Genomic DNA, 12,694 nt, shown 5'->3' with positions numbered 1-12,694 from the left:
GTTTTATTCCTCCATTTTCTTTTTCATCGTTTTGGTTGGATAAGATTTGCTGATAAAGGGAATCTCTTCGCGACCCAGTTGTTTATTGACATAGACAGCCATCACGAATAGAACATTGGCAAGCAAATGAGCATAATCAAAAAGTATCGCGGGCACATCTTTTTCCGTACTGACTTTATGCAAGGTACGGACGGATTTCTTGGCTTCACTACGGCAAGTATGCAAAATACAGGCTGCCGTCGATCCTTGGGGTAGCACAAATGTTTCGATGCGTTCTTCCACTTCCGCGACATAATAGTCATAGATTTCACTTAGGCGGTTTAGACCGTCTTCGGTTATGGCCAATTTCCCCCGGGCAGAACCATTTAAATGATAAGCCATCGGCAACAGTTCCATTAAATCCCTGTAGACTTCAGGAATCTCTTTCGTGAACGACGCTGCCAGTCCCATTTGAGTCGTCAATGAATCGGTGCGAATTTCATAATCAACGCTTGAAACTGATTCGCGCATAAATGGGTAGCATAAAAAGCGGGCATCCTTCTTTGCCATAATTTTTCCTCCTTTTTAATAATGTGAATGACCTTCGTATTGCTTTTCGGCGCAAAAGAAAAAGCCGACCAAAGGTATTGGTCGGCAAACAATCATCTATGTATCTCGAACGGAAAAAAAGATGGAAGATTGCCGTACAATCCTCCTAACTTCCGAAGAGCAAAATACGATAAAAAAAAGGCAGGTCTCCTGGCTCGTGCATCATTTTACTCTAAGAACCTTCCCATTTGGATTGAATGAATGGTATCGTGCGTGCGGATTCATTCACAAACAGTGGCATATTTCTTATTTCATTAGCACTTACAGTTGCGGAAACAGCTTCGGTTTTACACCGAATTCCCTATTAAGCTGACAAGTCAGCACCTATTTTCTGCAAGGTTTATATTCACTTAGTACCAGTCTATCATAATTAATTACTTAAATAGTGAAAAAATTTCAAGAAATCTCTTTTATAGGGGTATTATTCTAGTAAACTCACTTTGTAAGGATAAATTGGAGGTTAATGTAAAATGGGTGTCGAATAAATAAGGGTTAAGCATGAGTGATTTACATAATCATGGGAGGTAGAGAATGGTTTATAAACAAGTGAATCAGAAACTGGATATGATTTTGGAAAACATTGAAAAGGTCATTATTGGAAAAAGAGATATAGCAGAACTAAGTCTTGTGGCGCTCCTTTCTGGTGGACATGTCTTATTGGAAGATGTCCCGGGCGTGGGGAAGACCGTCTTGGTCAGGGCGCTAGCGAAGTCCATCGGGGCGGATTTCAAACGGATTCAATTCACGCCTGACTTGCTACCGTCCGATGTAACGGGGGTATCGATTTTCAATCCGAAGGAACAAGAGTTCATCTTTAGACCGGGGCCAATCATGGGCCATATCATTTTGGCCGATGAAATTAATCGGACATCACCGAAAACGCAATCCGCCCTACTTGAAGGAATGGAAGAGGCAAGCGTGACGGTGGATGGTGTGACAAGGAAACTGGAACAACCGTTTTTCGTCATGGCCACTCAAAATCCAATTGATTACGAAGGCACATACCCACTTCCAGAAGCACAGCTAGATCGTTTTTTATTGAAAATGAAGATGGGGTATCCGGAAGTGGCAGAAGAGATAGAAGTGTTGCATCGGGCCCAATATACGGCTCCGATTGAAGAATTGGAATCCGTGATTTCGTTAGAGGAACTGATAGATTTGCAGATAGAGGCAAAGGCCGTGATCGTGGATGATACGATAAAGACGTATATCGTCGAGTTAGCCAATCAATCACGTAAGCATGAAAGTGTATATCTTGGGGTGAGCCCACGTGGATCGATTGCCCTAATGAAGGCAGCCCAAGCCTATGCGCTCCTAAAGGGAAGGGATTACGTTTTACCTGATGATGTGCAGCATTTGGTACCGTTCGTTTTTACCCATCGGCTAATCCTTAATCCGGAAGCGAATTACTCGGGGGTGAATGCTGACATGGTGATACATGAGGTAGTGGCTACGACGCAGGTACCCGTGAAGAGGGCCGTGACCTAATGCGGAATGTGCTTACCATACTGAAGAAAAACAGGAATGTCTGTGGGATCATAGTACTTATGCTCATTTCCTTTTGTTTTGCGATGTTTCAAGGCGGGTTTATCAGTTGGTTCATTTTCTATACCTTTTTGCCGTTCGGTGCGTACTCTATGATTCTGCTGTTTTATCCACTTCAGGCTTTTGAAGTGGAGAGAAGAATTAGTAAACACGAATGCCAGGCCGGAGAGTCGGTAGATATGACATTGGTATTCTCCCGGAAAAACAGACTGCCTCTTTTATATATGGTGGTAGAAGAGGATTTGCCGATGGAACTGGAAAAGAAAACATTGGTTTTTCCAGGATTTAAGCAATCCTTCCAATTGACATATACCCTGGAGAATCTGCCAAGAGGAGAACATGTCATCCAATCGGTTCGCTTCAAAATAGGGGACTTCTTTGGACTCTATGAAAAAGAAGCGACAGTGCATGCCCCTTTAAAACTCACCGTTTTCCCGGCTTATCAGGAGTTGAATTATAAACAGTTGGAGCATGTCTTCGATCAAGGACAAGTTGGTACGACGAAAAAAATACAGCGGGAACATTCGGTCGTGTCCGGAATCAGGGAGTATCAGCCGGGTGATCAATTATCCTGGATAAATTGGAAGGCAACGGCCCGAACAAGTGAAATCATGACGAAGGAATTTGAAGTGCAGAAAAACCGCGATGTATTTATTATGCTTGATGAGTACGCCTCTCCCTTCTTCGAAGAAGCTATCGTACTTGCGGCCTCTTTGGTGCATGCCTTGATAAAGAAGGGTATGGATGTTGGGTTAACCAGTACGGGATCAATGGAGGTCGTACCGGCTAAAGGAGGCAGTAAACAGAGGAGAAGACTCTTTTACCGTTTTGCAAAATCAAGGGCCACACATACAAGCGTCTGGAATGGAAAGAAGAACAAGGGAGTTGTACCATCAAACGCTTCTGTAATATTCATTGTGTCCGAATTAACGATGGAAAAGATAGAAGGTTGGAATGCATTTACCGGAAATAAAGCGATGACTGTATTTTGCGTGAAAAGTCAGGGAGACTTCACGGGTGAGGAAATACGTGCGAAGTCGGTGGCGTTGGCTCGTGGAATAAAGCTGGTCTTCTTTGAACAGGGTCACCTTCAAAATGAACGAACCGAGGTGAAGGCAAATGAACGCTGATTCTACCAAATCGGAAAGGTGGATGCATGTTCTCTTATATATATTTGGTCTTCTATTGATTACCGAATGGTTACGACCCGTAGAGAAGCTTACGGATACAGGAAATATCTTTATTTTCATTATCTTTGTGTTATTTTCCTTGCTCCTACACTATTTTGGTATCCACTGGTTTGTGCGTTTCATCCTCGTAAGTGCCTTTATATTAATTGCGGTCCATTTCTTGTATTCGTCAGATCCTTTCCTGACCTTCAAATGGCTTACTGGTGATTTGCTGGATATAACGGCTAACGTTTCGAATATGTATGAGGGGAAGTGGGAGCTGCTTTCCAACCCCTTTAGAACGCTGTTGTTTTTCGTGCTTCTTTGGCTTGTGACATACTTGATTCATTACTGGGTGACGGTGAGACGAAACATATTTTTACTTTATATATTAACGATCATTTTCCTATCGATTCTCGATACATTCACACCATATGATGGGGATATGGCCATGATCAGGATCATCATCATCGGGTTTTCGATGCTTGGTGTGTTGGCCATGCTACGCTTGTCCATACAAGAGAGATTGGTGTTTTCAGGAGGTCCATTCAGTAAATGGGCCATCATGCTAGCGGGGATGATGTTAGTAAGCGTCCTCGTTGGTTTCACTGCTCCGAAGTTCGCGTCACAATGGCCGGACCCTGTACCGTTCATTGTTTCTTATTCCGATAAGGTGACAGGAAGTGATGAAAGCTCCGTTGATAAACGGGTGGGGTACGACGAAGATGATTCATCACTTGGTGGGTCGATAGAGCCGGACAATACGGTCATTTTTTATAATACGGCCAATACCGGACACTATTGGAAAGTCGAGAACAAAGATATCTATACCGGAAAAGGATGGGTTTCCGTTGAGGGAATGGAAGACTATATCAGTTTCTCTAATGGTCAGGATTTGAAGGATATAAAAGAATTTGAGATTCCTGAAGTGTTGAAAACGGAAGACATGAATACAAGGGTAACCATGATGGAAAGTTACTCTCACCTTCTTCATCCCCAATCAGGGTACCTGAAGAAGGTAGAGGCTGAGAACGGAGATTGGTTTAAATATTATACAAATATGGACAAGTACATTTCAGTAGACGAAGGCAGTAAGCCCCTTACCACGAAAGAATATGAACTGGTTTATGAAATGCCTAGTTATGATCTGGCTGACTTACGGAAAGTTACGGAACAGGATGAAACGATGGATGTCCTCATGGAAAGCAATACACAGCTTCCGGAGGGATTGCCAACCCGTATCTATGAACTGGCCAACGAACTTACGGTGAATGAGGATAATTGGTACGATAAGGCAAAGGCGATAGAAAATCACTTCGACGGTCCTGAATTCAGCTATTCTAAAGAAGACATTCCGTATCCAGGCGATAATCAGGATTATGTGGATCAATTCTTGTTCGAGACCCAAATTGGGTATTGCGATAATTATTCAACGGCGATGGTCATTTTATTACGTGCCGCCAACATTCCGGCAAGATGGGTAAAGGGATATACGGAAGGGGAGAAATCAATTTATAAAGGTGAATCCGCCTATAAAGTGACGAATAATAATGCCCATTCATGGGTGGAGGTTTATTTTTCAGGATTGGGATGGGTACCATTTGAGCCTACGAAGGGATTCAATGGGCAAATGGATTTTTACAATTCGGATTTGAATTCGGAAAATACGGAGGAAACCGAGCAGGAAGACAAAAAACTAGTGGAGCAAGATGAGACGCAGACTAGAGAGCGCCCGGATACACCCGAAAATGAACCTGGATCAACTAAGAAAAGTGTCCTTTTAAGCCAAAATACTTTATTAATGTGGAGTGCCGGTATTATTTTATGTATTGCTTTACTTCTTGCCGTAGGGTATTTGTATAGAAGGAAATGGCTTCCTTTTGTACAAATCCTTCGGTTAAAAAAGAAAACCGGTCCATACTTTATACAGGCGTACCAATTATTATTGAAACAGTTGGTCCGGGCAGGGTTAGAGCGGCCTGATGGACAAACCTTGCGGGAATATGCAGCCTATGTAGATGCGGTTTATGAGACGAATTTAATGCAGGAAATGACAGCTCGATACGAAGTAATGACCTACCGTGGTGATCCAGAAGAAGAGGAGTGGGAGCGCTTTCGCAGTGACTGGGAAACGCTTATGAAAAAAACTAGCTCTTGACCATGTTTTTATTATATTGATACAATAACTTAAACTAATACTGTCCTTCATATATCCTCGATAATATGGATCGAAAGTTTCTACCGAATCACCGTAAATGATTTGACTATGAAGGCAGATTTACAGGAAAGCTGAAAATCTGCCTTCGTATATACTTTTTCCGTATATCGTTGTGGGTGGATTTTTAGTTTTCCTTTTTTTATGATACTATTTTTTTATATGAAAAATCACCCGTTTTTGGGTGAATTACATTGATAGAGGTGACGTTTGTGCCGGGGAAAACAGAATTGCAGAAAAACCAAGAAATGATTGTTGTACTTGATTTCGGAAGCCAATATAATCAATTGATTACGCGACGTATTCGTGAATTCGGTGTGTACAGTGAGCTTCATCCTCATACCATTACAGTGGAGGAACTACAGGAAATGAATCCTACAGGGATCATTTTTTCAGGTGGCCCTAACAGTGTATATGATGCAAGTGCATTTGGCTGCGATGAGCGTATTTTCGATTTAGGTCTTCCAATTTTCGGAATTTGTTATGGCATGCAGCTGATGACAAAACATTTTGGCGGAAAAGTGGAACGCGCCAAAAACCGTGAATATGGAAAAGCGACTCTTACGATTCAAAATGAATCTAAATTATTCAGTGATCTTCCAAAAGAACAAATCGTCTGGATGAGCCACGGTGACTTGGTCGTCGAAACACCTGAAGGTTTCACGGTCGATGGAACGAATCCGTCTTGTCCAATTTCGGCAATGAGTGATGAGTCACGTAAATTATATGCCGTTCAATTCCATCCAGAAGTACGTCACTCCGTACACGGCAATGAAATCCTGAAGAACTTCGTATTCGGAGTTTGTGGATGTAAAGGTGACTGGTCCATGGAAAATTTCGTTGAAATTGAAATGGAAAAAATCCGTCAAACAGTCGGCGATAAAAAAGTACTTTGCGCATTGAGCGGTGGAGTCGATTCATCCGTAGTGGCTGTGTTGATCCATAAAGCGATTGGCGATCAGCTAACATGTATCTTCGTTGATCATGGCTTACTTCGTAAAGGTGAAGCGGAAAGTGTTATGAAAACTTTCAGTGATGGCTTTAATATGAACGTCATTAAAGTGGATGCAAAAGAACGTTTCTTATCGAAACTTGCTGGCGTTTCCGATCCGGAACAGAAACGTAAAATCATCGGTAACGAGTTCATCTACGTGTTCGATGACGAAGCAACGAAACTAGAAGGCATCGATTTCCTTGCACAAGGTACGCTTTACACAGATATCATTGAAAGCGGTACAGCAACGGCACAAACGATTAAATCACATCATAATGTCGGCGGTCTACCGGAAGATATGCAATTCAAATTGATTGAACCATTGAATACTTTGTTCAAGGACGAAGTACGGGCATTAGGAAGCGAAATGGGCATTCCTGATGAAATCGTTTGGCGTCAGCCGTTCCCAGGTCCTGGTTTGGGAATTCGTGTATTAGGTGAAATTTCAGATGAAAAGCTTGAAATCGTCCGTGAGTCTGATTATATCTTACGCGAGGAAATCAGGAAGAATGGTTTAGAACGTGAAATTTGGCAATACTTCACAGTCCTTCCTAACATTCGTAGTGTAGGGGTAATGGGAGATGCCCGTACGTATGATTACACAATCGGTATCCGTGCTGTCACATCAATTGATGGAATGACTTCCGACTGGGCTCGAATTCCTTGGGAAGTACTTGAAATCATCTCCACAAGAATCGTCAATGAAGTGGACCATGTTAACCGCGTTGTGTATGACATAACGTCCAAGCCACCTGCAACGATTGAGTGGGAATAGTATATACATCGAACCAGTGAGGGTTTTACCTTCGCTGGTTTTTTTATGGTATTTATCTTTTTGGGTTTATTTGTGGATGATAGAGGGTGGATATTCTTCGTGAAATGGAAATGATAACTAAAAGGCGAACGTTCCATATTTTTTAATTAAAATTATTCGCTTTTTATATTGACGGCTGTTTTACGCGCTGGTACACTATACCTATAATAATAAATTGAACATAATCGTCGTATAATATCGGGAATATGGCCCGAAAGTTTCTACCAAGCTGCCGTTAACAGCTTGACTACGATGTGAATGAATGGGTGGGGTAGGTCACGCGCGCATTCTTTACATATTAGTAGTTGAGCCCCGTTCGGAAGCGAATGGGGTATTTTCATTTTGTGTTATACGAACTTATGATAGGGGAGACTCATTATGAAAAATTACTTTCGTTTTAATGAACTGGGTACTAGCTATCGTCGGGAAATACTCGGTGGTTTAACTACATTCCTCTCAATGGCTTATATACTGGTTGTGAATCCAGTGATGTTAACGTTACAGGGCATAGAGGATTACCCTGATGAATTGAGAATGGATTATGGAGCAGTGTTTGCCGCAACGGCATTGGCTGCCGCAATTGGTTCCATATTGATGGGTCTCATAGCCAGGTATCCAATCTCGCTTGCACCAGGAATGGGATTGAATGCATTTTTTGCCTTTACGGTTGTACTCGGTTTCGGAATCCCGTGGCAAACGGCTTTAACCGGTGTTTTAATTTCAGGGCTCATATTTGTCCTTCTATCCTTATCTGGTATTCGGGAAAAAATCATTAATGCCATTCCAGTCGAATTGAAATATGCGGTCGGAGCTGGTATTGGACTATTTATAACATTTGTAGGGTTTCAAAATGCAGGGATCATCACGAATGATGATAGTGTACTGGTCGGACTTGGTGATTTAACGAACGGAAGTACATTGCTCGCGGTATTCGGGATAATCGTCACCGTCATTCTAATGACCAAAGGCGTGAAAAGCGGTGTATTCATCGGAATGGTGATCACTGCCATAGCTGGCATGATTTTTGGGCAAGTGCCGGTGCCGGAGAAAATCGTTGGAGCGATTCCAAGTATCGCACCAACATTCGGAGTTGCGTTCGATGCTTTCGGAAATCCTGGTGAGCTCTTTACTGGTCAAATGCTGATCGTGATTTTGACCTTCTTGTTCGTAGCGTTTTTCGATACAGCCGGTACGTTGGTGGCTGTCGCTCAACAAGCAGGTTTAATGAAGGATAATGTTCTTCCGAGAGTTGGAAAAGGGTTGCTTGCTGACTCTCTATCCATTGTCTCAGGTGCCATCCTTGGTACATCGACGACGACATCTTATGTGGAGTCGACAGCGGGTGTCGCTGCCGGTGCTCGTAGCGGTTTTGCCGCAGTGGTTACAGGTTTACTGTTCGTCCTATCTCTTTTCTTTTTCCCGCTACTTTCCGTCGTGACGTCAGCGGTAACTGCACCAGCTTTAGTCATTGTAGGTGTACTAATGGCCTCATCGCTTAAAAACATTGACTGGCATAAATTTGAAGTAGCAGTGCCTGCCTTCTTCACAGTTATCATGATGCCCATGACATATTCGATTGCAACAGGGATTGCCTGTGGATTTATCTTTTATCCCATTACGATGACAATGAAAGGGAGAGCGAAAGAAGTTCACCCAATCATGTGGGGACTTGGAGTGGTCTTCCTTCTATACTTCATATTTTTAAAGTGAAACAACACGAGAAAAGAGGCCGATTATAGGCCTCTTTTCTCGTGTTGTAAGAAGAAGGACTTTACGTGTATAGTATAGATATAAATGTTTTGTAATGGATGGGATAATTCTTTCAAAAAAGAGGGAAAAAAATGAGCGGTTTTATCGTTGAAAAGGTATTGAACAATAATGTTGTAATTGCTAATCACCCATCATATGGTGAGGTCGTTTCTATTGGAAAGGGCCTGGGATTTAATCGAAAAAAAGGCGATGAACTAAGTCCGGAACTCGCAGAGAAAACGTTTGTTTTGAAAAGTGAGAAGGAACAGGAAAACTACAAGAAGTTATTGCCGAAAATCGATCAAAATCTTCAAGCGGCCATAATTGAATCCATTCATTTGATAAACAAAAGGGTCCCTGGAAAACTTAATGAGCATATACATGTGGGTTTAACGGATCATTTACTATTCGCCCTTCAACGGGTTTCCCAAGGGATGACCATAAAAAACCCATTTTTAAAAGAGACGATCACCCTCTATCCTTTTGAGCATAATATCGCAGTCGAGGTTGTTGACCTCATTCAAGATAAGACCGGGGTAGGACTGCCTCATGGAGAGATTGGCTTCATCACGCTTCATATCCATAGTGCCATAGCAAATAAGGATTTATCTGACGTCAATCAGTATTCCCAGCTGATTTTTCAACTGATTTCCATTATAGAAGAGCAGTTGAACGTTGAGATAAATAAAGAAAGCATCGATTATTCGCGGCTGATTCGTCATTTAAGGTTTATGATCGATCGCGTATTGGCAGGGGAAACGGTGGATGAACCTGAAAAAATCACTTTGCTATTGAAAGAAGAATATCCTGTATGCTACAATTTGTCTTGGAAACTAATAAAAATTATGCAACAGAAATTAGGCAAACCGGTTTGTGATGCGGAAGCTGTCTACTTAACGATGCATATTCAACGATTGCAAAATAAAATTAAATAAAACATTAACCTACGTGTTACTGATTCGATCAGGCATAAGTAAGGAGAATGATTGAGAGTGGAACAGGGTAATCTATACCCACATGTTCTTTTTCGGTCCTACCTTTACTTATGCCTTTTTTGCATACAAAACAGCTTAGAAGTGTATTAGCAGTTTAATGAAATGTAACCGTTTTATTAGTGTGAAAACAAAATGAGGAGGAAACCTAATGTTTAAGAAGTTGTTTGGTATCTTGCAAAAAATCGGGAAATCTTTAATGCTTCCTGTAGCAATCTTGCCTGCTGCCGGTATTTTACTCGCACTGGGTAATGCTTTACAAAACCCTGCCCTCTTGGATATCGCTCCGTTTTTAGAAAATGGCGGAGTGGAAATGGTAGCGTCCGTCATGGAAAACGCTGGGAATATTATTTTTGGAAATCTTCCGCTATTATTTGCGGTAGGTGTAGCGATTGGACTGGCAGGTGGAGATGGGGTTGCTGGTTTGGCAGCGATCATCGGATTCCTGATCATGAATGTAACGATGGGGACGGTCTTAGGAATTGATTTGAATGATATCAAGAATAATAGTGCCGTTTACAGCAATGTCCTTGGAATACCTACGTTAGGTACGGGAGTATTCGGCGGAATCATCGTCGGGGTCATGGCTGCCATTTTGTATAATAAGTTCTATGAAATTGAAATGCCTTCGTATTTAGGGTTCTTTGCGGGTAAACGTTTCGTACCTATTATTACAGCGGTAAGCGCGGTAGTTTTGGGACTGGTCATGATTGTAATTTGGCCGACCATTCAATCTGGTTTAAATGCCTTTTCAGAAAACATGCTTGGAGCTAATTTGACGCTTAGTGCATTTGTCTTTGGGGTAGTGGAACGGGCGTTAATTCCGTTTGGTTTGCATCATATCTTCTATTCACCATTCTGGTTTGAATTTGGTAGCTACATCGATTCGTCGGGTGAACCTATCAGGGGTGACCAAGCAATCTTTATGGCACAAATCAAAGATGGAGTGGAGAATTTAACGGCTGGTACGTTCATGACAGGAAAATATCCATTCATGATGTTCGGGTTACCGGCAGCGGCGTTGGCCATCTATCATGAAGCTCGTCCAGAACGTAAGAAAATTGTCGGTGGTTTAATGGCATCGGCTGCTCTTACAGCTTTCTTGACAGGTATAACAGAGCCGATTGAATTCTCATTCTTGTTTGTAGCGCCGATTCTTTTCGCTATTCACTGTGTGTTTGCAGGTCTATCATTCATGACGATGCATTTGCTTGATGTGAAAATTGGGATGACCTTCTCAGGAGGTTTAATCGACTATACATTATTCGGGTTAATCAATCCGCAAACAAATGCTTGGATTGTCATTCCGGTTGGTTTAGTGTTTGCGCTTATCTATTATTTCGGATTCCGATTTGCAATCAGGAAATTCAACTTGAAAACTCCTGGTCGCGAGGTAGAAGAAGATGATGATGACCAAGTTGGAGTATCTTCCAAGAAATCAGGTAATCTTCCTGGAGATATTTTGGAAGCGATGGGTGGAAAAGAAAACATCGCGCATTTAGATGCTTGTATCACGCGCCTTCGTGTGTCGGTCAATGATATTAAAGAAGTTGATAAAAATAGATTGAAGAAACTCGGTGCGGCAGGAGTGCTTGAAGTCGGTAACAATATCCAAGCCATCTTTGGCCCACGTTCCGAAACGATTAAAGGGCAAATGAAAGATATCATGGATGGGAAAAGACCTAGTAGGGTTGAAGCCTCACCAGAAAAAGGCGTAGAAAATCAAATAGAAGATGTGATTCCGAAACCATTACGGACGGAAGGGTCTTCTGACTCTGAAAAATTCGTTTCTCCTATTAAAGGAGAAATCAAGCCGATTACTGAAGTGCCTGATCCAGTATTTGCTGAAAAAATGATGGGCGATGGCTTTGCTATTGTGCCGGAGGATGGTCTGGTTGTTTCTCCGGTTGACGGGACGATTGTCAATCTCTTTCCAACTAAACACGCCATTGGTATCGTTTCGGAAACAGGGCGAGAAGTACTGATTCACGTCGGAATCGATACAGTTAAATTAGAAGGTAAAGGGTTTGAAGCGCTCGTCGCTCAAGATGACAAGGTGAAAATCGGCCAACCACTACTTAAAGTAGATATTGACTATGTTAAAAATAATGCGACTTCTATTATTACTCCGATTGTCTTTACGAACCTCGCTGAAGGGGAAAGCGTTAAGATAGAAAAGAGTGGAAAAGTCGATATTAAAGAAGCAAACATTATTTCTTTTAATAAATAAGCGTTATAGAAGCAGGGGGTGACTATTGAAGTTGCCCCCTGCTTCTATTTATAGATTTATGTTAACGACATGTCTTTGAAGCAGAAAGGATAAAGTGGGTATAATAGTGGAAGTTGTACTCTATAGATAGGATTTAAAAAAACAAAGAAATATCACAATTTTAATTGACTTGTATTTCTACTGGTGATATTATATTAACTACACCGAAACACGACATCATAACGAGAAAAGAAACATTCGAAACTTGTTGACAAGTTGGTTGAAAGGTGTTAAGATAATAAAGTCGCTAAGATAGCGGCAAACAAATTGCTCTTTGAAAACTGAACAAAACAAAGCGCCAACGTAAATTTTGAGTGAGCACACACTATAAAAAAGCAAAATGAGCAAGTCAAACATTT

The 12,694-nt window shown here is 41.7% G+C and carries 8 protein-coding genes and 3 riboswitches; of the genes, 7 read left to right on the top strand and 1 reads right to left on the bottom strand.

The window, feature by feature from the left end; all coding sequences use genetic code 11:
* Nucleotides 1-3: 3 nt before the first annotated feature.
* Nucleotides 4-549 (bottom strand): hypothetical protein, encoded by a 546-nt coding sequence (locus tag ACQKL0_RS18245; protein WP_427689004.1) that lies wholly within the window; start codon nucleotides 547-549, stop codon nucleotides 4-6.
* 162 nt (nucleotides 550-711) lie between these two features.
* A riboswitch (cobalamin riboswitch) is annotated at nucleotides 712-931 on the bottom strand.
* A 188-nt stretch (nucleotides 932-1,119) separates the two neighbouring features.
* Here ACQKL0_RS18245 and ACQKL0_RS18240 point away from each other — a divergent pair.
* The 7 genes from ACQKL0_RS18240 (at nucleotide 1,120) to ptsG (ending at nucleotide 12,296) form a co-directional block, all read left to right on the top strand.
* Nucleotides 1,120-2,076, top strand: coding sequence for an AAA family ATPase (locus ACQKL0_RS18240; protein ID WP_402875538.1), 957 nt, complete (start codon nucleotides 1,120-1,122; stop codon nucleotides 2,074-2,076).
* Complete coding sequence (locus ACQKL0_RS18235; protein WP_427689002.1) at nucleotides 2,076-3,263, top strand: DUF58 domain-containing protein; 1,188 nt, start codon at nucleotides 2,076-2,078, stop codon at nucleotides 3,261-3,263. The genes ACQKL0_RS18240 and ACQKL0_RS18235 overlap by 1 nt, the downstream gene beginning before the upstream one ends.
* The gene (locus ACQKL0_RS18230; protein WP_427689000.1) at nucleotides 3,253-5,460 is read left to right on the top strand and encodes a DUF4129 domain-containing transglutaminase family protein; all 2,208 of its coding nucleotides are present in this window, start codon (nucleotides 3,253-3,255) and stop codon (nucleotides 5,458-5,460) included. The genes ACQKL0_RS18235 and ACQKL0_RS18230 overlap by 11 nt, the downstream gene beginning before the upstream one ends.
* 27 nt (nucleotides 5,461-5,487) lie before the next feature.
* Nucleotides 5,488-5,589, top strand: a riboswitch (purine riboswitch).
* Between the two features lie 140 nt (nucleotides 5,590-5,729).
* Nucleotides 5,730-7,286, top strand: coding sequence for a glutamine-hydrolyzing GMP synthase (guaA, locus tag ACQKL0_RS18225; protein WP_402875551.1), 1,557 nt, complete (start codon nucleotides 5,730-5,732; stop codon nucleotides 7,284-7,286).
* Nucleotides 7,287-7,493: 207 nt separating this feature from the next.
* Nucleotides 7,494-7,595, top strand: a riboswitch (purine riboswitch).
* A gap of 108 nt (nucleotides 7,596-7,703) precedes the next feature.
* Nucleotides 7,704-9,035: an NCS2 family permease gene (locus tag ACQKL0_RS18220; RefSeq protein WP_402875544.1), complete on the top strand. Its 1,332-nt coding sequence runs from the start codon at nucleotides 7,704-7,706 to the stop codon at nucleotides 9,033-9,035.
* 131 nt (nucleotides 9,036-9,166) lie between these two features.
* Nucleotides 9,167-10,009: a glucose PTS transporter transcription antiterminator GlcT gene (gene glcT / locus ACQKL0_RS18215; RefSeq protein WP_427688998.1), complete on the top strand. Its 843-nt coding sequence runs from the start codon at nucleotides 9,167-9,169 to the stop codon at nucleotides 10,007-10,009.
* 208 nt (nucleotides 10,010-10,217) lie between these two features.
* Nucleotides 10,218-12,296 (top strand): glucose-specific PTS transporter subunit IIBC, encoded by a 2,079-nt coding sequence (ptsG, locus tag ACQKL0_RS18210; RefSeq protein ID WP_427688996.1) that lies wholly within the window; start codon nucleotides 10,218-10,220, stop codon nucleotides 12,294-12,296.
* The last annotated feature ends 398 nt before the right edge of the window (nucleotides 12,297-12,694 follow it).

Origin of the sequence: Peribacillus sp. NPDC097264, from assembly GCF_050277925.1 — a bacterium.
Classification (GTDB): Bacteria; Bacillota; Bacilli; order Bacillales; family DSM-1321; genus Peribacillus.
Note: the sequence above shows the minus strand (reverse complement) of the source record. Positions and strands in the feature narration are given on the sequence as shown.